Origin of the sequence: Pseudobutyrivibrio sp. YE44 (assembly GCF_900104335.1) — a bacterium.
In the GTDB taxonomy this organism is placed as follows: Bacteria; Bacillota; Clostridia; order Lachnospirales; family Lachnospiraceae; genus Pseudobutyrivibrio.
In genome coordinates, this window is record NZ_FMXT01000003.1 from 197,161 (window position 1) to 220,392 (window position 23,232).

A 23,232-nucleotide genomic window follows, 5' to 3' on the forward strand; every position below is an offset into this window, starting at 1 on the left:
AGTGGCAGGAAGAGAATATCCACTTGAGCGTACCAGAAATATTGGTATTATGGCTCATATCGATGCCGGAAAGACTACACTTACAGAGCGTATTCTTTACTATACTGGTGTAAACTACAAGATTGGTGATACTCACGAAGGTACTGCAACCATGGACTGGATGGAGCAGGAAGCTGAGAGAGGTATCACAATCACTTCAGCTGCTACAACATGTCACTGGACTGAGCAGGAAAACTGCAAGCCTAAGAAGGGTGCTCAGGAGCACCGTATCAATATCATTGATACACCAGGCCACGTAGACTTTACTGTTGAGGTTGAGCGTTCCCTTCGTGTACTTGATGGCGCCGTTGGTGTCTTCTGTGCAAAGGGTGGCGTTGAGCCACAGTCAGAGAATGTTTGGAGACAGGCTGACACATATAACGTACCAAGAATGGCTTTCATCAATAAGATGGATATCCTTGGTGCAAACTTCTACGGAGCTGTTGATCAGATCCGTGACAGACTTAAGAAGAACGCTATCGTTCTTCAGCTTCCAATCGGTAAGGAAGATGATTTCCAGGGAATCATCGATCTTTTCGAGATGAAGGCTTACATCTATAACGATGATAAGGGTGATGATATTTCTATCACAGACATCCCAGCTGATATGGCAGAGGATGCTGAGCTTTATCACACAGAGCTCGTTGAGAAGATCTGTGAGTTAGATGATGATCTTATGATGGAGTATCTTGAAGGCGAAGAGCCATCAATCGATGCTCTTAAGGCAGCACTTCGTAAGGGTACTTGCGAGTGTCGTGCAATCCCAGTATGCTGTGGATCTGCTTACAGAAACAAGGGTGTTCAGAAGCTTCTTGATGCTATCCTTGAGTTCATGCCAGCTCCTACAGACGTACCAGCTATCCAGGGTGTAGATATGGATGGCAACCCAGTTGAGAAGCACTCATCAGATGATGAGCCATTCGCAGCACTTGCATTCAAGATTATGGCTGATCCATTCGTTGGAAAGCTCGCTTTCATCCGTGTATATTCAGGTACATTGAACTCAGGTTCATACTGCCTTAACGCTACAAAGGATAAGAAGGAGCGTGTAGGTCGTATTCTTCAGATGCACGCTAACAAGCGTACAGAGTTAGACAAGGTTTACTCTGGTGATATCGCAGCTGTAGTAGGTCTTAAGGTTACTACAACTGGTGATACAATCTGTGATGAGCAGCACCCAGTAATCCTCGAGTCTATGGAATTCCCAGAGCCAGTTATCGAGCTTGCTATCGAGCCTAAGACTAAGGCTGGACAGCAGAAGATGGGCGAAGCTCTTGCAAAGCTTGCTGAAGAGGATCCAACATTCCGTCAGCATACTGACCATGAGACAGGCCAGACAATCATCGCTGGTATGGGTGAGCTTCACCTTGAGATCATTGTTGATCGTCTTCTTAGAGAGTTCAAGGTTGAGGCTAACGTTGGTGCACCTCAGGTTGCATACAAAGAGACATTTACAAAGCCTGTTGATCAGGAATACAAATATGCTAAGCAGTCAGGTGGTCGTGGACAGTACGGTCACTGTAAGGTTAGATTTACTCCAATGGATGCTAACGCTGAAGAGACATTTAGATTTAAGTCTTCAGTAGTTGGTGGTGCTATTCCTAAGGAATACATCCCATCTGTTGGTGAGGGTATCGAGGAAGCAGCTAAGGCTGGTATACTTTGCGGATTCCCTGTTCTTGGTGTAGAAGCAGACGTTTACGATGGTTCTTACCATGAAGTCGATTCATCAGAAATGGCATTCCACATTGCTGGTTCAATGTGCTTCAAGGAAGCTATGGCTAAGGCAGCTCCAGTACTTCTTGAGCCTATCATGAAGGTTGAAGTTACTATGCCAGAGGAATACATGGGTGATGTAATCGGATCTCTCAATGCTAAGAGAGGTCAGATCCAGTCAATGGATGATCTTGGCGGCGGCAAGATCGTTAGAGCACTTGTTCCACTTGCAGAGATGTTCGGTTACTCTACAGAGCTTCGTTCATCTACTCAGGGTCGTGGTAACTACTCAATGTTCTTCGAGAAGTATGAGGCAGTTCCAAAGAACGTTCAGGAGCAGATTATCTCTAACCACAGCAAATAATTCTAAATAGTTGAAAAAACTCGATATTTCCGTTATAATCGGAAATATCGAGAGTTTAGAACTAAACAGCCCAGCTAGGGCATTAATCTAAGGAGGATTTTTAAAAATGGCAAAAGAGCATTTTGACAGAACCAAACCACATTGTAACATCGGTACTATCGGACACGTAGATCACGGTAAGACAACTCTTACAGCAGCTATCACAAAGGTACTTGCTGAGCGTGTATCTGGTAACGCAAAGGTAGACTTCGAGAACATCGATAAGGCTCCAGAAGAGAGAGAAAGAGGTATCACAATCTCTACAGCTCACGTTGAGTACCAGACAGAGAAGAGACACTATGCACACGTTGACTGCCCAGGCCACGCTGATTATGTAAAGAACATGATCACAGGTGCTGCTCAGATGGACGGCGCTATCCTTGTAGTTGCTGCAACTGACGGTGTTATGGCTCAGACAAAGGAGCACATCCTTCTTTCACGTCAGGTAGGTGTACCTTACATCGTTGTATTCCTTAACAAGTGTGATATGGTTGATGATGAGGAGCTTATCGAGCTCGTAGAGATGGAAGTTACAGAGCAGCTTGAAGAGTACGACTTCAACGATTGTCCAATCGTTAAGGGTTCAGCTCTTAAGGCTCTTGAAGATCCAAACGGCGAGTGGGGCGACAAGATCATGGAACTCATGAACACAGTTGATGAGTACATCCCAGATCCACAGCGTGAGACAGATAAGCCATTCCTTATGCCAGTAGAGGACGTATTCACAATCACAGGTCGTGGTACTGTTGCTACAGGTAGAGTAGAGCGTGGTGTTCTTCACCTTAACGACGAGCTTGAAATCATCGGTATCAAGGAAGATACACAGAAGACTGTTGTAACTGGTATCGAGATGTTCCGTAAGCTTCTTGACGAGGCTCAGGCTGGTGATAACATCGGTGCACTTCTTCGTGGTGTTAACCGTGACCAGATCCAGCGTGGACAGGTACTTGCTAAGCCAGGTACTGTAACATGCCACACAAAGTTCACAGCTCAGGTTTATGTTCTTACAAAGGATGAAGGTGGTCGTCATACTCCATTCTTCAACAACTATCGTCCACAGTTCTACTTCAGAACAACAGACGTTACAGGTGTTTGCGAGCTTCCAGCAGGTACAGAGATGTGCATGCCTGGCGATAACGTAGAGATGACAATCGAGCTCATCCACCCAATCGCTATGGAGCAGGGTCTTACATTCGCTATCCGTGAGGGTGGTAGAACAGTAGGTTCTGGTCGTGTTGCTACAATCATCGAGTAATAACGAGTGAACAGCCCAACCCAAATTTTAAAAATTCAAGCCCTTCGAGGATTTCCTCGGAGGGCTTTTTTGTTACTATTCAAAGCCAAGTATAATTTAATAGAAATAGATTGCTTGCAAATATTATTCTCTTAAATTATATTTGGTGAGAACCACACATGAGGAAAAGGAAAATCAGCGTGGCTTCAATTTTCCTTATGTGTGATGAATAGTAAAATATGAAGATATAGAGGTAGTAGAAGTGTTTCAAAGAAATAAGGACAATGACACAATAAAGAAAATAGTATCAAATATGCTCCTTGCAACAGCGAGCCTATTTATTAATGGCTTTGGAGTATATCTTACTATTCAAGCCAATATTGGAGCATCTCCATGGGATGTTCTTAATCTTGGATTATCAAATACTTTTGGGATACTTTATGGAACGGCTGCAATTATTGTTTCATTCTCAATTTTAGGAATCGATCTTTTGATGAAAGAGCCTATTGGAATAGCAATGATAATCGATTCTATTGTAGTAGGAAAAGCTGTTGATTTCTTTAATAGGATTAAGTTAGTACATAAATGTGATTCCATATTTGTAGCCGTGCCAGTTATGATTCTAGGGCTCTTTATCATGGGTTATACTCAGTTTACTTATATGAGTGCATCATTAGGCTGCGGTCCCCGCGATACACTACTAATTGGACTAACAAGAAGAACAAAACATGTGTCTATTGGTTTAGTTAGTATCATTCTACTTGCAACAGCCACAGTAGTAGGATGGCTTCTTGGTGGCCCTGTTGGAATAGGAACAATTATATGTGCTTTTGGAATGGGACCAATAATGCAGTTTGCATTCTTTACTGTTAGGTTTAATGCTACAGAGATTAGGCATCAAACTATAATAGAGTCTTTTAGGGTAATTAAAAATAAATAGATATGAAGGCTTCGAGATAATAATCTCGGAGCTTTTTGTTTGCAAATATTTCTAGGATTGATATAATTTGAGTAATAATTTTGTATACAGTTTTTTTATAATGTCTTATATTGTACTACTGGAAAAAGGAGAAATGTTATGCAGGAATTACAGTTACACAGAATATATAAACATTTCAAAGGGAACTATTATCTTGTAGAGGATGTTTGTAGAGATTCAGAAACACAGGAAGAAATGGTAATATACAGAAAACTTTACGATGATGGATCATTATGGGTGCGTCCGAAGGAGATGTTTCTTTCAGAAGTAGATCATGAGAAGTATCCAGAAGTAAAGCAAAAGTATAGATTTGAACTTCAGGATGTTCCTAAGAAGTAGAAATGTCCTGGATATTTAGGCACAGAAGTAGAATTATAATTGATATCTTGAACAGTAAGACAGGTAAATTATAAGTAAGGAGGAAAAAACAAATGAAAATATTAAGTATTGATAGTATTCCAGGACAGGAGTATGAAGTTTTAGGATTAGTTAAAGGTACAATTGTACAGTCTAAAAATATAGGCAGAGATTTTATGGCAGGCATGAAGACTATTGTCGGTGGAGAGCTTGCAGGCTACACCGAGATGCTCACTGAGGCAAGACAGATTGCAACCAAGAGAATGATAGATGAGGCTGAGCAGCTTGGTGCAGATGCTATTATTGGAGTAAGATACTCAGGCTCAAGTATTATGCAGGGAGCAGCAGAGGTCCTTGCATACGGAACAGCAGTAAAGTTTATATAATGGTATGTAGAAGTGCCTGCAATGACCTGCTGTAGTATTTTATTAGGTCTGACTAGTACATGAGTTAGATTTAGAAAATGGCAACCATGTTTTACTAACAAAGGAGCGCTTGATGGTTGAAAAGATATATAATACTGAAAAAGGAAATATTCACTATTGGATAAATACTGAGGCTACTAATAAACAATATCAGCTTGTATTTCTGCCAGGGTTAACTGCGGCACACAGATTGTTTGAAAAGCAAATTCAGGTGTTCGAGGGGAAATATCCTGTCTTTGTTTGGGATGCACCAGGCCATGATACATCCTATCCTTTTGAGATGACTTTTTCGCTGAAGGATAAGGCTATTTGGGTAGATGAAATCCTCAAAGAGAATGGGTTTGATAATCCTGTAATAATAGGTCAATCTATGGGCGGATATTTAGGCCAAATGTATGCCCAGCTTTTCCCGGAAAAGCTAAAGGGATTTATTTCTGTGGATTCTGCTCCTTTGCAGATTCAGTATTATACAAAGCTAGAGTGTTGGCTTCTTCATAGAATGGAGCCAGTTTATCGCTATTATCCATGGAAAACTCTTGTTAGACAGGGAACCGATTATGTGGCAACTTCAGAATACGGAAGAAAACTCATGAAAGAATTCATGATGACCTATGATGGAGATAAAGACAGGTATGCAAAGCTAGCTGGCGGTGGCTATAAGATTTTAGTGGAGGCTATTGAAGAAATGCTTCCATATGAAATAAAATGTCCTGCGCGTCTTATATGTGGAACAAAGGACCATGCTGGTTCATGTATCAGGTATAATAAAGCATGGCACAAGAAAACAGGAATACCAATCAATTGGATTGAAGGGGCAGGTCACAACTCCAATACTGACAGGCCAGAGGAAATAAACGAAATCATAGCGGATTTCTTAAATGAATTAGAAGGTAAATAAATGAAAAGTAATGACAAAACAAATGTAATGCGAGTGCTAGACTCAAAGAAGATAAAGTATGAGAGTCACACCTACGAGGCTGATCCTACTCTGACAGGCGAGCAGATAGCTGGAATTTTAGGCGAAGAAACAGAAAAGGTATTTAAAACACTAGTGACTCAGGGTAAAACAGGAGCGTATTACGTGTTTGTTGTTCCAGTTGAAGCAGAGCTTGATTTAAAGAAAGCCGCTAAAGCAGCCGGTGAAAAATCTATCTCAATGATTAAGCAGAAGGATTTACTTGGACTCACTGGCTATGTACACGGAGGCTGCTCACCAATTGGTATGAAAAAGCAGTTTCCTACATTTATTCATGAGACAGCAGAAGGCTATGAAAAAATCTTTGTAAGCGCTGGTAAGGTAGGGGCTCAAATAGAGTTGGCCCCATCGGATTTAATAAAAATAGCGAATATTAAGTTGGCTGATATTATTTAAACCAGAATAAGTACAAAAGCTTTGATGCCAATTAAAGGATATATAAGGGGAGACTAGAGCAATGGTAGTTAGAAGAGCAGCAGAAAAAGATATACCTAAAATAATTGAGTTGCTACAGCAGGTACTCGAAATACATGCTGATATAAGACCTGATATTTTCATTAGTGGAACTACAAAATACGATTTTGATGAAGTTAAGGAAATGCTTAGCTTAGAAGAAAGGCCTATTTACATAGCTGCGGATGAGAATGATAATGCTGTGGGTTATGCAATGTGTGAAATTAAAGAGACTCCAGCAGATGCTACAAACAAGGTAAAGTTTAAGCAACTATATATTGACGATTTGTGTGTCGATGCTAGTGCTAGAGGACAGCATGTGGGCGAAGCCCTATTTAATCATGTGAAGGAAGAAGCCAAAAGAATGGGATGCTATGAGGTTACACTGTGTGTATGGACAGGAAATGATAGAGCAGAACATTTCTACGAAAAGCTTGGCATGAAAACAAAAGAACGAATAATGGAGTATATAATTTAGGATAAAAACATAGTAAAAGGAGGAGAGCAATGAACGAGAATATTGTAAAGCGTAACCAACTGCTGGCACAGAAGGTTATAAAGGGGTTGGAATCAAGAAATATGAAGGGATATTATGCCTCAAATAAAGAGGAGGCCCTTAAAATAGCCTTAGAGCTTATCCCTGAACAATCGTCAGTAACTATGGGTGGAGCAATGTCTGCCCATGAAATTGGTCTTGTGGATGCATTGAAAGCTGGGAACTTCAATTTCATTGATAGAGATGCAGAAACTGATAAACGTGCAGCTATGTTAAAGGCTTATGATGCGGACTATTTTCTTACCAGTGCAAATGCTATTACAGAAGATGGTGTAATGGTAAATATCGATGGTAATTCAAATCGTGTTTCAGCTATAGCTCAGGGGCCTAAGCATGTTATCGCAATTGTTGGTATGAATAAGGTATGTCCTGATGTTGACTCAGCAATGAAGCGTGCTCGTAATGTGGCAGCACCAATAAATGCTCAGCGTTTTGGACTGTCAACTCCTTGTGCAAAGACAGGATCTTGCATGGATTGCAAGTCGCCAGATACAATATGCTGCCAGTTTTTGATTACAAGATTTTCTCGTCATGAGGGTAGAATACATGTAATTATGGTCAATGACAATTTAGGATTCTAATTAAGCAGCTTTAATAATCAGACAAATTTACTAAAAAACCACAATTGACCTTTATATTTTTGTGAAGAAAAAAGGAAATAGTTATATTAAGATATAGAAAATAATTTGGGCTTGTATATTTAATATAATACACAAGGTTTATGGTTGTTTAGAGGTTTAAGGTTATTTTTATGAGAATTAGAAAAATGATTGCACAAAGCACAGCATTAGCTTTGTTGCTTTTGATTTGTGTTTATCCAAGCCATAATACTGCTGCCGCAGAGTATGACACTGTAGTTGAACAAGAACAGTCATTATCTCAACAGCAGATGGCTGAACAGGATCAGGTTTTGCTTCAGCAGCAGACCACAGATCAGACACAAGTAACACAATCCACTGATAATACAACTGGTACAGTTCAAGGTGTTAAGCCAGAGGTTTCAACTCAGGAACAGCTTCAAGTTGCCTTAGCAAATGTTGCTGCAGAACAGTCTTCAAGACAGCTAGTATTCATTGGAGACTCTCGTACGGTTGGAATGAATAGTGCTATTGGCAAGGATGGAAATCTTTGGTCAGCAAAGGTCGGCATGGGATTATCTTGGATGAAAAGTACAGGTGTTCCAGCGGTGGAAGGCCAAATTAATGCTAATTCCGATGTTGTTATTCTGATGGGTGTTAATGATGTCAGAAGCCTTTCTTACACTGAAAAATATATAAAGTATATTAATGAAAAGGCTGCTACTTGGACAGCATTAGGTGCTAATGTTTACTACGTATCAGTAAACCCTATCACCTTTGAATCTGCTTCTTATCCAGGAATTTCAAACAGCTTAATCGAAAAATGGAATGCTCGTATGCAGCAGGGGTTAAGCGAGAATGTTAAGTATATTGATACTTACTCACAGACTGTAGGTAAGCTTTCTTCAAAGGATGGAATGCATTACAACAAGAGTAGTTACAAAACAATTTATACTTTGATTCAGCAAGGAATTATTTCAGATAAGCTTTATAAAGAATATAATGTGCTAGTATAAAAAAGAGCTAAGACACTGTTAAACAGGTCTTAGCTCTATTATATTGTCACCAACGGTGATATTGTGCTTCTTTAGGAACTCACTAAATCCAGGAACTGTCTCAGGTTGTCTAACATCTATTGGATTGTGAGCATCGCATCCTATTACAAATGGAGCCCCCATAGCGGCTGCTAGCGAGAAGAATCTATCGCATGGGTAGTTTCTATCAGTGGAAAAACCAAGCATATTAATCTCAAGTGGAATATTAAGTCTAATGGATGCTTCAATAACACGCTTCATATGCTTTTGGAAAATCTCGTCAGGTCCGACATAGTTTATTAAATCTGGATGAGCAAAATAGCTGAAGCAACCTGTCTCCATACCTTCGATGGCTAAATCTACATAGGCAGAAACCTTTTCTTCATCTTCTGTCATGGCCCCAGCATAAAATCCCTCGATTTCGTCAGGAGCAAAATGCTGTCCTTGAATAATATAGTCTAAAGGATATTGGCGTAGGTGCTTAAGAAGCTTATCAAAATACTTATGAGTGTATTCAACTTCGTAGCCAATTTTTATCTCTATATCATTTTTATATTCGTCCCTTAGTTTTACAAGCGTATCGGTGTAGTTTGCCACTTCGCTCATTTTCATCCTTATGTGGGAATCGTAATCAGCAGGATAAGGCTGCGGAACATGGTCAGAAAAACCAAGAATCTTGAAGCCATTTTTGATGGCGCTTTCTATATATTCTCTTTCGGTGCCAGAGGCGTGATTGCATCTGACAGTGTGTGTATGGTAGTTTGCTAACATATTTTTCCCTCTCAAACAAACAAATAATAGCACAAATGGGAGGTTCTCTAAAGACTCTTTTTGAACAAAAAGAGTATAAATATTATCTCTAAGGATGCTAGTGATAACATTTATCATTTAAGCTAATGTTTGAAAATTTATTCACAGAAATGAGCGGTTTCGTGTTATTATAATAGGGCACTTAAAATGACCTACTAGTTATAGGGTAATTGCTTCTGGCAGAGCATTACCTTCGGATACAGATACAATAGAGGAGTACTAAAATGTTAGAAATCAAAAACCTTACTTACAGGGTTGATGATGAGGGTGATTCTACAAAGGAAATCATCGATGGTCTCGACCTTACAGTAGAAGATGGCAAGTTCATAGTCATCACGGGCCCAAATGGTGGCGGTAAGTCTACACTTGCAAAGCTTATCATGGGCGTTAATCAGCTTACATCAGGCCAGATTATTCTGGATGGTGTGGATATCTCAGACAAAAATATTACAGAGCGTGCAAAAATGGGAATCAGCTTTGCTTTCCAGGCACCAGTTCATTTCAAAGGAATTCGTGTTATAGATTTACTTCGTCTTGCAGCTGGTGAAAACATTTCTGTTGCAGCAGCCTGCGAATATCTTTCAAAGGTTGGTCTTTGCGCAAAGGATTATGTTGAGCGTGAAGTAAATGCATCCCTTTCAGGTGGAGAGCTTAAGCGTATCGAGATTGCTACAGTTCTTGCACGTGGTACAAAGCTTTCAATCTTTGACGAGCCAGAGGCAGGTATCGATCTTTGGAGCTTCCAGAACCTTATTAAGGTATTTGAGAACATGAGAAAGACCGTTAACGGCACAATCATCGTTATCTCTCACCAGGAGCGAATCCTTAATATTGCCGATGAAATCGTTGTTATTGAAAACGGCAAGGTTAAGAGACAGGGACCAAAGGATGAAATTCTTCCAGGTCTTCTTGGTACAGATTCTGCAGCAAGTATTGCTTGCGAGAAGTTAGGAGGTGACCAGTAATGACTCTTGATGCAATTCAGAAGAATATATTACATGAAGTTGCAGACTTAGATAGCATTCCACAGGGCGCCTACAACATTCGTGCCAACGGAACTAGCGCTGGTCGTAACACAACAGCAAATATTGATATTGTTACAAAGGAAGACAAGCCAGGTATTGATATTATTGTAAAGCCAGGAACAAAGGGTGAAAGTGTTCATATCCCAGTTGTTCTTTCAGAGAGTGGTCTTAAGGATATGGTTTACAACGATTTTTATATTGGCGATGACGCAGATGTTACTATCGTAGCTGGATGTGGTATCCACAATTGTGGAGATCAGGATTCTCAGCATGATGGTATTCATACCTTCCACGTTGGAAAGAATGCTCACATTAAATATGTTGAAAAGCATTACGGTGAGGGCGACGGCAAGGGCGCTCGTATCCTTAATCCTGTTACAAACGTATATCAGGAAGAGGGTAGCTATGTAGAGATGGAAATGGTGCAGATTAAGGGTGTTGATTCCACTGTACGTACAAATCTTGCTGAGCTTAAAGAGGGGGCAACTCTTCTTATTCACGAGGCACTTATGACTCATGGTTCACAGACAGCTACCTCTGATTACAAGGTTGTTCTTGATGGTGAGAGCTCTAGTGCAGATGTTGTTTCACGTTCTGTTGCAAAGGATGATTCAGAGCAGATTTTCGAGGTTGCTATTGAAGGTAACACTGCCTGCAGCGGACACGCAGCTTGCGATGCCATCATCATGGGAAATGCCCACGTTGTAGCTATTCCAAAGCTTGATGCTAAAAATGTAGATGCAGCACTTATTCACGAGGCAGCAATTGGAAAGATTGCTGGAGATCAGCTTATAAAGCTTATGTCTCTCGGACTTACAGAGGAAGAGGCAGAAGAGCAAATCGTAGCTGGATTCTTAAGATAATAAATAGCCTTCCACTTGAGGGCAAGCTTACACACCATCCCATTTTGGGGTGGTGTATTTTTATGTCTTTTTTATGAAATTTTTACCAACATTATTGAACTGTCTATTTACTAGAACTATAATCAGCCTTAGAGAGGGTCCTTTGGGACATGTAAAAGAATGGGGGTGAATTGGTTTATGATTAGTTTTCTAGTTTGTCTGGCGGTACTTATTGGTGGTTATTTTGTTTATGGAAAAATTGTTGAAGGGGTTTATGGACCGGATGATAGAGAAACCCCGGCAGTGCGTATCAACGACGGGGTTGATTTTGTTGTTATGCCTAAATGGAAATTATTCCTGATTCAGCTCTTAAATATTGCTGGTCTTGGACCAATTTACGGAGCTTTAGCAGGTGCTCAGTGGGGTACATCTGTATTCCTTTGGATTACACTTGGTACAATTCTCGCCGGTGGTGTTCATGATTTCTCTGTAGGATTTATGAGTATGCGTCATGACGGTGCCAGCGTTTCAGAGCTTACAGGTATGTATCTCGGTAATATAATGAAGACTATCATGCGCATTTTCAGCGTGGTTCTTCTTGTTATGGTTGGTACAGTATTTGCAGTTGGGCCAGCAGGTTTGATTTCTCTTTTAATTGGAAATCAGGGAGGTTCTGGTCTTTTAACTAACACCTATTTCTGGTTAGCAATTATTTTAATTTACTATTTCATCGCTACCTTTATTCCAATTGATAAGATTATTGGTAAGCTTTATCCAGTATTTGGTATTTGCTTAATCGTAATGGCAATTGGTGTTGCAATTGGTATCTTTACTCATGGCTATACAATTCCAGAGATTGAGTTTGCAAATCTTCATCCATCAACAACACCTATTTGGCCAATGATGTTCGTATCAGTTGCATGTGGTGCTATTTCTGGTTTCCATGCAACCCAGTCACCTTTGATGGCTCGTTGCTGTAGCTCAGAAAAAGAAAGTCATATGGTATTTTATGGTGCAATGGTAAGTGAAGGCATAATTGCTCTTATTTGGGCAGCAGCAGGTTCTGCAGTTTATGCTAGAACAGGTGGATTAACAGTTGGTTTAACAGAGATGCTTGCAAATGGCCAGGCAACTTGTGTATATGATATTTGCACAAAGACAATGGGTGGTGTAGGAATCGTTCTTGCAATGCTTGGTGTTATTGCATGTCCAATCACTTCTGGTGATACAGCCTTCCGTTCAGCAAGACTTGTTATTGCAGATTGGTTCAAGATTGAGCAGAAGCACTATCTAAAGAGATTATATATTTGCGTACCTCTTCTTGTAGCAGGCGCATTAATCAGTCAGTTGAATTATGGTGTTATCTGGAGATATTTCAGCTGGTCAAATCAGACACTAGCTATGATAGCTCTTTGGACTGCTTCTATGTATCTGTATCAGAATGAGAAGAAATATATCATTACTTTAATACCAGCATTCTTCATGTCTGCTGTTTCAGTGACCTACTTCTTCTGTGCACCGGAGTGCTTACATTTGTCAACCACAATAGCTTATCCAGTTGGTTTGGTTGCAGCACTTGTATTCCTTGGATTATTTATACATGCTACAAACAAGCAGCATGAAGGTTTTAAGCATTTCCATCTGTCACATCACGTATAAAAAATAGTCTCATATAAGACAGGTGAGTATGACTGAATAATTTGTGATTTTTGGTTTTAATCCCTCCAATCGTGGTAGTATTACATTACGCACAGTTGGAGGGATTTTTATGGCTATAGCACCTATTAGTGGAATAAATGCATATAGTAGTCCAGTGGCAAACATCCAGCCTATGAATTATGCAGTAGAAAATACTGCAGGATTTTCTGATGTGTACAATGCAGAAACCACAAAGCAGACATCTGGTGTCAATGGAACTGTTCCTGTACAGTATCCAAATGCAAAGGTGGGAGAGGTTGAGGAAGTAATCGATCCAGCTGATATTCAGCAAAAGACTCTGCAGACAGCAAGTTCCTTCAATGATATTGCTGCCAAGTTTGTAAGTAACACAAGCTACAGTATGAAGGGCATAGGAAATACATATAATATGGCGGGCAGTAGATTCGATGCTTATGCTTAAAGACTTATAATAAATATGAATGACTTTTTCAAGGAGCCGAGCAATTCGGCTCCTTTTGTGTTAATATATGTTTTAGACGAATGTGGTAATTATTTAATAAATGGGAGGTAGACATGAGCAAGGTTTTAATCTTTATGGCAGAAGGGCATGAGGAGATAGAAGCTCTTACTGTTGTTGATTTACTTAGACGAGCAGGAATTGAAATCGAAATGGTTTCTATTACCGGAGATAAGAAGGTAAAGGGAAGTCATGGAATAACTACTCTTTGTGATAAATTTATCGAAAATGTTAATTTTGAGTCTGCAGACATGCTTGTGCTTCCAGGTGGAATGCCAGGCACACTGAACCTGGGGCTTTGTGAACCTCTTATGGATCAGATACATGGATTCAATACATCAAAGAAGGGGCTTGCTGCTATATGCGCCGCTCCTACAGTTTTCGGAAAGGCAGGTCTTTTAGAAGGAAGAAAGGCCACCTGTTATCCGGGAATGGAAGACGATTTGCTTAGTGCTAATGTGTCACAGGATGCTGTTTGCCACGATGGCCACATAATCACAAGTAGAGGACTTGGAACAGCAATTCCATTTGCCTTGGAGATAGTCAGAACCTTCCAGGGGGATGAAGCGGCAGAGAAATTAGCACAAGCTATTGTTTATAAATAACACCTAATCAGTCAGCACAAGCTGACAGCTTCCTCTCAAGGGAAGCCATAAGGAAAGGACAAAAATGGAAAAGATAAAGAGTTTTACAATTGATCACAATGTACTTACACCTGGTTTTTATATCTCACGTGTAGATGATGGAGACATTGTTACCTACGATTTACGTACACGTAAGCCAAATGCAGGCGACTACATGGACAATGCAACAATGCATTCAGTGGAGCATATGATTGCTACGTATATACGTAATTCAGAAATAGCAGATCATGTCATTTACTTTGGACCAATGGGATGCCAGACAGGCTTTTATTTAGTGGTAAAGGGTGTAGATTCAAAGAAGACCTTCGAGGTTGTAAAGAAGGTGTTTGAACAGACTGTAAACCACGAGGGCGATGTATTCGGAAAGAGTGCTATCGAGTGTGGACATTACGAGAACCTTGACATTTCGTTAGCCAAAACCGAATGTCAGCGTTACCTAGACGTGCTAAATTCATGGAATAACATGGAGTTTTCCTATCCGGTGTAAATATAGCATAAATTATAAATAGCTGGTAGGTAACAAGCTCTTAGGTTTCTCAAGTGAAGCTTTCTATGCTGAGCGGAGAAACACTAAGGCTTGTTACCGTAACCAGCGAGAGAATAAGTAGAGAAGGAGTACATTATGACTTTAGGAATTATTGGCGCTATGCAGATGGAAATTGAGAACCTCAAGCCATCTATCAAGAGACCACTTTTAGAAACAATCAGTGGCATTACATTTATTAAAGGAGAAATCGATGGAATCGATGTTGTCACAGCTGTCAGCGGAGTAGGTAAAGTATTTGCTGCAGTATGTACAGAGATTATGATTGTACATTTCGGTGTAGACCATGTGATCAACATCGGTGTAGCTGGTTCCTTAGTAAAAGACCTTAAGGTTTTAGATGTTGCAGTTGCAGACTCAGCTGTTCAGCATGATATGAACACCTCAGCATTAGGTGATCCAAGAGGATTAATCTCTGGAATTAATGTAGTAAATTTCGAAGCAGACAAAGAGCTTAGTTCAATAGTTTGTGAGGTTTTGGCTGCAAAGGGAATCAATTTCCAAACAGGTATAATTGCATCTGGTGATCTTTTTGTAGATACAGACAAACAGAGAAACAATATTCATAGAGCTTTCAATGCACTAGCAGCTGATATGGAAGGCGGCAGCATTGCTCATGTTTGCTACATTAACAACGTTCCATTTACACTTATCCGTTCTATCTCTGATGCTGACGGAAGTGCAATGGACTACAACACCTTTGCAGGTAAGGCAGCGGAGCAGTCAATTTCAATTATTCTTGATGTTATTAAGAAGTTAAAATAAAGCGCCTTAAAATATTGAATATATGGGGAGACTTGATTTTGTCAGGTCTCCCTTTATTTTTGTCAGGTTGACATGACTAACCTAATTACTTAAAATTAAAGAAGTTTTTAAGCTATTTAAGTATATAAACGAGGAGATGAAGAGTATGTACATGGATGATTACAAGCGTTGGCTTGAAGCAGACCTTGAGGACTGCGATCTTAAGCCAGAGCTTAACAAAATCAATGGAAACGATGAAGAGATTAAAGACAGATTTGCTGTAGCACTTGCTTTTGGTACAGCAGGCCTTCGTGGCGTGCTTGGTGCAGGTACTAACAGAATGAATATTTATGTTGTTCGTCAGGCTACTCAGGGCCTTGCAAACTGGGTAAAGACTCAGGGCGGCAATCAGACAGTTGCAATCAGCTACGATTCACGTCTTAAGAGCGATGTTTTTGCTAAGACAGCAGCTGGTGTACTTGCAGCTAACGGCATCAATGTTCGTATTTACGATGCGCTTATGCCAGTTCCAGCACTTTCATTTGCTACACGTTACTACAAGTGTAACGCTGGTATTATGGTTACAGCATCACACAACCCAGCTAAGTACAATGGTTACAAGGCATACGGTCCAGACGGATGTCAGATGACAGATGATGCAGCAGCTATCGTATACGATGAGATTCAGAAGACAGATGTTCTCACAGGTGCAAAGGTTATGTCTTTTGCAGAGGGTGTTGAGCAGGGTCTTATTAAGTTTGTTGGAGATGATTGCAAGGATGCATTCTATGCAGCAATCGAGGATAGACAGGTTCGTCCAGGTCTTTGCAAGACAGCTGGTCTAAAGCTTGTTTACAGCCCACTTAATGGTTCAGGTTTAGTTCCTGTAACACGTGTTCTTAACGATATCGGTATCACAGATATCACTATCGTTCCAGAGCAGGAATATCCAAACGGTTACTTCACAACATGTAGCTATCCAAACCCAGAAATCTTTGAGGCTCTTAAGCTTGGTCTTGAGCTTGCAAAGGAAGAGGGTGCAGACCTTATGCTTGCTACAGATCCTGATGCAGACCGTGTTGGTATCGCTATGAAGTGTCCAGATGGAAGCTATGAGCTTGTTTCTGGTAACGAAGTTGGTGTTCTTCTTCTTGATTACATCTGCGCAGGTCGTATTGAGAAGGGCACAATGCCAAAGAACCCAGTAGCAGTTAAGTCAATCGTTTCTACACCACTTGCAGATGCAGTTGCAGAGCACTATGGCGTAGAGCTTCGTTCAGTTCTTACAGGCTTCAAGTGGATTGGTGATCAGATTGCTGGTCTTGAGGCTGATGGTGAGGTTGATAGATTTATCTTCGGTTTCGAAGAGTCTTACGGATACCTTGCAGGTCCTTACGTACGTGATAAGGATGCTGTTATTGGTTCAATGCTTATCTGCGAGATGGCTGCTTACTATCGCAGCATCGGAAGCTCTATCAAGCAGCGTCTTGAAGAGATTTATGCAGAGTATGGTCGTTACCTTAACAAGGTAGACTCATTCGAGTTCCCAGGCCTTTCAGGTATGGATACAATGGCTGGCATCATGAGCTCACTTCGTGAGAATCCACCAGCTGATTTTGCAGGTATTGCAGTTTCAAAGGTTACAGACTACAAGAACACAGCTGAGACAGGACTTCCTTCAGCTAACGTTCTTATTTACGGTCTTGAGAATGGATGCACAGTTGTAGTTCGTCCTTCAGGTACAGAGCCAAAGATTAAGACTTACTTCACTACAAAGGGTAAGGATCTTGCAGAGGCTGAGGCAATGAAGAACAAGCTTGCTGATGCTCTCAAACCAATCTTTAGCTAAAAAATGACCACCCAGTTACGGTTACAAGCCTAATGATTTCTACGCCCTTCGGGGAATGTAAGCTAAAGCTTACTAGGGCACAAAAGTTGATTACTAAAGTAATCATCCTTTTGACCCAAGCCTCAGCATAGAAAGCTTCGCTTAAGAAATATTAGAGCTTGTTACCTACTGGGTGCTTTTTATTTTATATGCAAAACGCATATTTGGGAGTAGGTTATGAATGAATTAGATGAGAGATATAGCATATCAGAAGACGCTATAATTGAATCCTTTTTTCTCTTGAGCAGAGAAAAGCAGTTTGAGAAGATCAGTGTCGCGGACGTGGTGAAGAAATCTGGTGTGGTTCGAAGCACCTTTTACAATCACTATGAGAATATCCCTGCTTTGATTTCTGCAGCAGAGGATAAGACAATTAACGATATTTTTGAATTGATGGAAAGCTTTCATCCAAAGGATGACCATCAGTTGTGTCATTCATATTTTCTTGCCATCTGTAATTACACAAAGGATAATCCTTTCCTGGCAAGTATTCTCCATAGTCCGCGAGGAGACAGCTTCCTAGAAAAGGCTATGATGATGTTTCACCGCTATGTGGCAGAGCTAAATGAGGCTGCACCAGAGGCTATTAAAGACCGAGAGCGCTTCGCTTATTATATTGCAGCTACCATTGGAATCAACTTAGGTGTGCTTCATAAGTGGACCTCTGAGGATTGCAAGGAAGCCCCTGAGGTTATTGCAGATATTCTTACAACAGTATTTTTAAATGGAGTGCTTCCATTTATGGGATAATAAAAGCCCCTAGTTCATCAGAGCTAGGGGCTTTTAAAATGATAGGGTATGTTAACAATAATTATGCAATAGCTGTTCTCTTGATTTTGCCAGTGGTGTTTCTAATGAAAGGCTCGCTGCGTACAACTATATTTGTAATATGTCTGTAGCTAGGCTGAGCACTGTTATAATTATCAATGAATTCCTGAAGGGAAGTTCTTACTTCTTCATCCTTAATTTCACGCCTTTCAATTAAATCTTGGTCAGGATAAATGTGCGCTGTAAGTCCAGTGCCGTTTCCAGAAACAATAACCTCGCCAATAAGAGGATTAAGGCTAAGCTTATTTTCAATCTCCTCAGGAGAGATGTTTTCTCCATTGGACATAATGATAAGATTCTTTACACGACCGTTGATAAATAGGTAGCCATCCTCATCGAGATAACCTTTATCGCCGGTGTGGAGCCAGCCATCTTCAGAGAAGACAGAGTTTGTTTCTTCAGGCATTTGATAATAGCCTTTCATTACGCTGGTGCCCTTTACAAGTATTTCTCCATCCTCAAATTTAATCTGTACGTTTGCCAGTGGTTTTCCGATAGAGCCAGCCTTGTGGCATGCTACGGTGTTTGTGGTAATGACAGGAGAGCATTCTGACATGCCATATCCCTCAAGAATATCAATGCCATATTTTGCAAACTCCTCAATATAAAATGGGTCTAAGTGGGCTCCGCCGGTGAATATAATTTCAAGATTTCCTCCGAAGACATTTTCGTAAACTGAGGCACGTACCTTAGCAAGGGTGGCTTCATCAGCATTTTCATATTGCTCATTTGTCGCGGCAAGACGTTTATAGATGGACTCTATCATAAGAGGAACCATAAGAATAACTCGCGGCCTGTAGATGCTCATGTTTCGAACCATATGCATAAAGCTATCGTTGATACAAACGATTGCTCCCAAGGAAAATCCTTTAAGCCAATCCATAACAAGACAGTATGCATGATGAATAGGAAGCACGCTCATCATAACGCAGCCAGGATCAACCACGTAATCCACATTCTTTACGTTGTCAAAAAGATTTCGCTGAGTAAGCATTACACCCTTGCTCTTTCCAGTGGTACCAGAGGTGAAAATTATAGTAGCAAGGGAATCGGCAGTAGAACTTAACACATCAGTTTTACCTCGACCTAAATCAATAAGCTCTGGAAGAACTGCAATTTTGGCGTTAGGAATTGACTGCTCATAAGAGTTTTGAAGTAGCCAAATTTGGTCAATCTTCGGACAATTATTTAGAATTGGCTCAGCTAAGCTAATAAGCTTTGGACTAAGGAAAAGTCCACGGCAGTTGGCTCTGTTAATTAAGTCTATAAGATCTTCAGGTGGAAGAAGAGCGTCTAAAGGCACCGCCACGTTTGTGCCTGTAACGATACCTAAATAGCTGGCCACCCACTGAAGGCTTGTCTCGCCAATGAGGGCAAGGTGAGCCTCGTTGAAGCCTTGGCTGAATAATCCCGCTCGGATATGTACAACCATTTCATTTATCTTTTCGTAGGTGGTTTCTTGCACATCCTTTTTATTCAACCATCTGACAGCTGGAAGTGGACCAAAGCTTTTTACAGTAGAATCCCAAAGGGAACGTAAATTTTCCATGCTTAAGCCACCTCCTGTAAATTGTGAAAGCTTCTAGCAAAGCTAAACCATAAGATTCTTAAGATTTTCATTAGCATGCCTCCTGCAAATCCTTAATCATTGAAAGTGCCTCACCAACGGTACGAATCTGAACAACCTGTTCCTGAACAAGCTCCACGTCAAATTCATCTTCAACTTCTCCTAGGAAGGACATGAAATCCAAAGAGCTGAAGTCTAAATCCTCTCTGAAACGTATGTCACCCTTAAGGTCTTCTGGGGCTGCTGCGCAGTACTGTGATATTAATTCCTTAAATTTCTTTTCAATACTCATAACTCGTCTCCTTTCTTATTGGCTTCTCTTGATAAGAAGCCTTCAGCATAGCTGATTAACAAGATGTATTAAACACTTGCAATTATATCCCCGATGCTTAATCCTGGATTTTCAACACCGGCAAAAATAATTTTCATCAAATAGTAATTAAACAGTTCCACGTGCTTTTCATTAAGTTCAACAGTTTGATAGTGATAAGAGAAATTCATGCCACCATCCTCTGTATGTGAAACTGTAAGATACATTTTCTTAGTGGCTGCACCATTTGCAAACCATTTAGAATGCATCTGAATATCCTTTAAAAATGGGTTTCCCATTTTAACAGGCATTGGCTGATAGGTGAGATAACAGCTTTCGTAGGTGGTGTTTTCAGGTGTGCCGTATCTCTTTTTTATCTCGTCATAGATTAATGCAGGATCATAGTTGCTATGCATATAAATTTGATTCTGGATATTCTGAATCTGGTAGGCAGCTTCCAAAAATTCTGTATCTGGCATAATCTTTGTTCTACAAGGAAACATAATTGTTCGGCTACCACCTGAGGTCCATTCATCGTGGGTAGAACGACGGGAAATAAAATTCTGAATGGAGATATCCTCCTGACCATTATTCATCTTTGAAAGATAAGTTCTCATGCCAAGCAGCAACAAGTTTGTCATGGAAAGCTGATGATTTTGGCAGAAATCAAAAAGCTTTTTACTGGCATCTGAATCTAACTTATAATCCTTAACTGCAACAAACAATTCCTTAAGCTCAATATCCGCAGCCCTAAGAGTTGGATTGTTGTGGTTGTGCCTTGCTCTATCAAGAGCCATTGGCCCTTGAATATCTGAATAAAGAGGCTCCCCTAATTCATCAAGTTGACTGTCCCAAAACTTTTTATCCTTAAGGAAGCGTTTCTCATTGCTGGCTTTTTTTAAGTCATTTTCTAGAACCTTCTCAAAGTCCGCCAAAGGCTCTGGCATGTCTGCACCGAATCTGTAGTGGGTGTAAAGTGACATTATGTCGTTGGTCATAACCACCACACCACAGGAATCAATCAGCCTGTGATCCATGTGGAGGAAAAATCCCTTATATCCCTCTGGAAGATTAACTAGGAAAAACTCATACATTGGAATATCATCGCCAACGAAGGTGTTGTAGGCCCAGGATTGCATTGCCTGGTCAGCTTCCTCCAAAGATAAATCGGATAAGTCCCTCATAGGAATATCCGTTGGAACCTTATCTGTAATATATTGCTGGATATCACCCTTTTTATCAGGCTTTGTGAATTGAACTCTAAGGCAGCCATAGCGCTGAATCTCAAGCAGTATACATTTCTTTAATAGCTTGAAATCTATATCAGCCTTTAAGGATGCTACGATACTCAAGCCGGAAACCTGCTGGGTTTCATACCTGCGAATCCATTGATAATGCATGTTTTCTGCTGCTGTAAGTGGGTATTTTTTCATAACAACTCCATTTCATCTAAATCATTTGCCACTTACCATAATCCAGTAAAGCAACGAAATCAATGGGGTAGGGAATTTAATGAACACTTGAAGTGAAAGTGACCAATAGGAGTTGAGGTTGTTTTAGATATTATATGATTGAATTTATAACTATATAGATTATAATTATTTTCGCAGTAAAATGGAGGCATAAAAACTAAGATGAAAAAAAGAATAGCAATCTTTGTGGGATTGATTTTTGCATTTTTAGCAGGAGTATTTGGACCAAGATACTATGAAGGGTATGTTGCCAAAAAGCAGACATCAAGCGAAAGACTTCAATTAGAACAGGCAATAGCAACAAATGTAGAGGTGGAGGATATAAAGAATTCTCCAGAGGCAGTAGCGTTAAGCTGGGATGAGTGCAAGGAATTTACCGAGCTTTTCAATACAGATGAGTATAATGGCTTTTATGTTGCAACGTTTTCTAGTCCTGATGAAATCTTTTGGAACACAGTTCTTGCTGATGGAGCAGGAATTAAAAGAAAGAACTTAACAAAAGCGGAAAAAGAATTTTACCTAGATAAGAATGATGCGGATTGTCTTTACTCTGAGTTGGTTGGCATCTCAAGTAGTGATTTAGATAGCTATATTTATAGCCATACAGGAATCAGGCTTAAGTCTGTGAAAAAGGACCTGTGTTGGATATATAATAAGGATTATGATGCATACTATAAGGAGCAGCAGTTTACTAGCTACGAACCATGCACTTGTGTATCTGGATTAAGAGTTAATAACACCTACGTGTTGGAAATGGCAAGTGACGATTTTAGGGCGGATGCTTATGTAGATTTCCCTAACAAAGAAATAGCTTTGGTTAAAACTGAGAATGGCTATGTCTTAAAATCCAATCAGAATATGTGGGAGGTCGGCAATGATCCAAAGTATACTATGGATTTAGATATACCACAATTGGGAGAAGACGCGCGTCTGATATCCTACCAAGGGGATGAGGATTATACAGAAGATGGAACCTCAGCCTTAATTGCTATAGTGATAGACAATGAAATGAGTGACTATGTGCGCTTGCATTGTTTTACTGATGAAGAAGATTTTGATATAAAAAGCATCAGAGATATCGGCTGTTTTGATGTAAATGCCGATGGAGTTAAGGATATTATTGTAGTAGGAAAAGATTTCAATTCTGAGAACAAAGTTGTTATTATTACTTGTGAGGAAAATTACGCCAACGATGGGTATAAACTACATCCATCAGAATCTTTATCCATGAGGATAAGTACGGAATTAGGTGATAATATTACAACAGATGCTATTAGAGAAGCCTTGCTTGGAGAGAGTGGTGGAGAATACAACACTTGGCAGGAGGCTTATAAGCAGTTTGTAATGGTCAAAGGATCTGACTTTGACGAAAAATACGCCTTGGCTTATATTGATGATGACGATGTTCCAGAGTTAGTTGTAGATTACTATTACTGTAGTACTTTAGATGTGTATTCGTTTAAGGATGGAATGGTAAAAGCGGTTATTAAAGAATATGATTATAATGTAAGTGAATCGGACGAGGAAGAGACGGATATCGAAGGAGACACTTATAAAGATTTACGTGGTAAATACACAGCCGATAAATTTATAAACATGTTAAATAAGAACTACTAAATATACTTTCAAAGG

24 protein-coding genes are annotated in these 23,232 nt (G+C 40.1%); 20 read left to right on the forward strand and 4 right to left on the reverse strand.

Annotated elements, in window-relative coordinates:
- The first annotated feature begins 1 nt into the window (after position 1).
- From fusA to BLR54_RS07480, 10 genes are all read left to right on the forward strand, one after another.
- The gene (fusA, locus tag BLR54_RS07435) at positions 2-2,119 is read left to right on the forward strand and encodes an elongation factor G (RefSeq protein ID WP_090418951.1); all 2,118 of its coding nucleotides are present in this window, start codon (positions 2-4) and stop codon (positions 2,117-2,119) included.
- Between the two features lie 106 nt (positions 2,120-2,225).
- Entirely contained in the window at positions 2,226-3,413 is a 1,188-nt protein-coding gene (gene tuf, locus BLR54_RS07440) for an elongation factor Tu (RefSeq protein ID WP_090418955.1), read from the forward strand.
- A 241-nt stretch (positions 3,414-3,654) separates the two neighbouring features.
- A complete protein-coding gene (locus BLR54_RS07445) occupies positions 3,655-4,332 on the forward strand; it encodes a YczE/YyaS/YitT family protein (RefSeq protein ID WP_242871214.1) in 678 nt (225 codons plus the stop codon).
- Positions 4,333-4,470: 138 nt separating this feature from the next.
- Positions 4,471-4,710, forward strand: a complete 240-nt coding sequence (locus BLR54_RS07450; protein ID WP_090418958.1) for a DUF1653 domain-containing protein — start codon at positions 4,471-4,473, stop codon at positions 4,708-4,710.
- A gap of 92 nt (positions 4,711-4,802) precedes the next feature.
- Positions 4,803-5,114: a YbjQ family protein gene (locus BLR54_RS07455; RefSeq protein ID WP_090418961.1), complete on the forward strand. Its 312-nt coding sequence runs from the start codon at positions 4,803-4,805 to the stop codon at positions 5,112-5,114.
- Positions 5,115-5,226: 112 nt separating this feature from the next.
- On the forward strand, positions 5,227-6,051 hold the full coding sequence (locus tag BLR54_RS07460) for an alpha/beta fold hydrolase (protein WP_090418962.1): 825 nt from the start codon (positions 5,227-5,229) through the stop codon (positions 6,049-6,051).
- Positions 6,052-6,525, forward strand: a complete 474-nt coding sequence (ybaK, locus tag BLR54_RS07465; RefSeq protein ID WP_090418966.1) for a Cys-tRNA(Pro) deacylase — start codon at positions 6,052-6,054, stop codon at positions 6,523-6,525. It abuts the gene before it with no gap.
- A 61-nt stretch (positions 6,526-6,586) separates the two neighbouring features.
- Positions 6,587-7,060 carry a GNAT family N-acetyltransferase gene (locus BLR54_RS07470; RefSeq protein WP_090418969.1) on the forward strand — a complete coding sequence of 158 codons (474 nt, stop codon included), beginning with the start codon at positions 6,587-6,589 and terminating at the stop codon, positions 7,058-7,060.
- Between the two features lie 29 nt (positions 7,061-7,089).
- The gene (locus BLR54_RS07475; protein WP_090418972.1) at positions 7,090-7,719 is read left to right on the forward strand and encodes a lactate utilization protein; all 630 of its coding nucleotides are present in this window, start codon (positions 7,090-7,092) and stop codon (positions 7,717-7,719) included.
- Between the two features lie 170 nt (positions 7,720-7,889).
- Positions 7,890-8,732, forward strand: coding sequence for an SGNH/GDSL hydrolase family protein (locus tag BLR54_RS07480; RefSeq protein WP_090418975.1), 843 nt, complete (start codon positions 7,890-7,892; stop codon positions 8,730-8,732).
- A gap of 18 nt (positions 8,733-8,750) precedes the next feature.
- Here BLR54_RS07480 and BLR54_RS07485 read toward each other — a convergent pair whose 3' ends face one another.
- A complete protein-coding gene (locus BLR54_RS07485) occupies positions 8,751-9,521 on the reverse strand; it encodes a histidinol-phosphatase (protein WP_176761891.1) in 771 nt (256 codons plus the stop codon).
- A gap of 263 nt (positions 9,522-9,784) precedes the next feature.
- Between BLR54_RS07485 and BLR54_RS07490 the strand changes: the two genes are divergently transcribed.
- From BLR54_RS07490 to BLR54_RS07530, 9 genes are all read left to right on the forward strand, one after another.
- Complete coding sequence (locus tag BLR54_RS07490; RefSeq protein WP_090418981.1) at positions 9,785-10,525, forward strand: ABC transporter ATP-binding protein; 741 nt, start codon at positions 9,785-9,787, stop codon at positions 10,523-10,525.
- Positions 10,525-11,448 (forward strand): SufB/SufD family protein, encoded by a 924-nt coding sequence (locus BLR54_RS07495; protein ID WP_090418984.1) that lies wholly within the window; start codon positions 10,525-10,527, stop codon positions 11,446-11,448. Before BLR54_RS07490 ends, BLR54_RS07495 begins: the two co-directional genes overlap by 1 nt.
- A 177-nt stretch (positions 11,449-11,625) precedes the next feature.
- Positions 11,626-13,086: a carbon starvation CstA family protein gene (locus BLR54_RS07500; protein WP_090418987.1), complete on the forward strand. Its 1,461-nt coding sequence runs from the start codon at positions 11,626-11,628 to the stop codon at positions 13,084-13,086.
- 109 nt (positions 13,087-13,195) lie between these two features.
- Positions 13,196-13,546, forward strand: coding sequence for a hypothetical protein (locus BLR54_RS07505; RefSeq protein ID WP_090418990.1), 351 nt, complete (start codon positions 13,196-13,198; stop codon positions 13,544-13,546).
- A gap of 113 nt (positions 13,547-13,659) precedes the next feature.
- Positions 13,660-14,208 carry a DJ-1 family glyoxalase III gene (locus BLR54_RS07510; protein ID WP_090418992.1) on the forward strand — a complete coding sequence of 183 codons (549 nt, stop codon included), beginning with the start codon at positions 13,660-13,662 and terminating at the stop codon, positions 14,206-14,208.
- A gap of 64 nt (positions 14,209-14,272) precedes the next feature.
- Positions 14,273-14,734: an S-ribosylhomocysteine lyase gene (locus BLR54_RS07515; RefSeq protein ID WP_090418995.1), complete on the forward strand. Its 462-nt coding sequence runs from the start codon at positions 14,273-14,275 to the stop codon at positions 14,732-14,734.
- Positions 14,735-14,869: 135 nt separating this feature from the next.
- A complete protein-coding gene (locus BLR54_RS07520; protein ID WP_090418998.1) occupies positions 14,870-15,556 on the forward strand; it encodes a 5'-methylthioadenosine/adenosylhomocysteine nucleosidase in 687 nt (228 codons plus the stop codon).
- A 145-nt stretch (positions 15,557-15,701) separates the two neighbouring features.
- Positions 15,702-17,384, forward strand: a complete 1,683-nt coding sequence (locus BLR54_RS07525) for a phospho-sugar mutase (RefSeq protein WP_090419001.1) — start codon at positions 15,702-15,704, stop codon at positions 17,382-17,384.
- A 216-nt stretch (positions 17,385-17,600) separates the two neighbouring features.
- On the forward strand, positions 17,601-18,173 hold the full coding sequence (locus BLR54_RS07530; RefSeq protein WP_090419004.1) for a TetR/AcrR family transcriptional regulator: 573 nt from the start codon (positions 17,601-17,603) through the stop codon (positions 18,171-18,173).
- A 61-nt stretch (positions 18,174-18,234) separates the two neighbouring features.
- Here the strand turns inward: BLR54_RS07530 and BLR54_RS07535 are convergent, their stop codons facing one another.
- The 3 genes from BLR54_RS07535 to BLR54_RS07545 all read right to left on the reverse strand — a co-directional run bounded on the left by BLR54_RS07535 (position 18,235) and on the right by BLR54_RS07545 (position 21,561).
- Complete coding sequence (locus BLR54_RS07535) at positions 18,235-19,800, reverse strand: AMP-dependent synthetase/ligase (protein ID WP_090419006.1); 1,566 nt, start codon at positions 19,798-19,800, stop codon at positions 18,235-18,237.
- A 70-nt stretch (positions 19,801-19,870) separates the two neighbouring features.
- Positions 19,871-20,110 carry a phosphopantetheine-binding protein gene (locus tag BLR54_RS07540; protein WP_090419009.1) on the reverse strand — a complete coding sequence of 80 codons (240 nt, stop codon included), beginning with the start codon at positions 20,108-20,110 and terminating at the stop codon, positions 19,871-19,873.
- Positions 20,111-20,178: 68 nt separating this feature from the next.
- Positions 20,179-21,561, reverse strand: coding sequence for a condensation domain-containing protein (locus BLR54_RS07545; RefSeq protein WP_090419012.1), 1,383 nt, complete (start codon positions 21,559-21,561; stop codon positions 20,179-20,181).
- Positions 21,562-21,762: 201 nt separating this feature from the next.
- Here BLR54_RS07545 and BLR54_RS07550 point away from each other — a divergent pair, with 201 nt between their 5' ends.
- The gene (locus BLR54_RS07550) at positions 21,763-23,217 is read left to right on the forward strand and encodes a hypothetical protein (RefSeq protein WP_090419015.1); all 1,455 of its coding nucleotides are present in this window, start codon (positions 21,763-21,765) and stop codon (positions 23,215-23,217) included.
- The last annotated feature ends 15 nt before the right edge of the window (positions 23,218-23,232 follow it).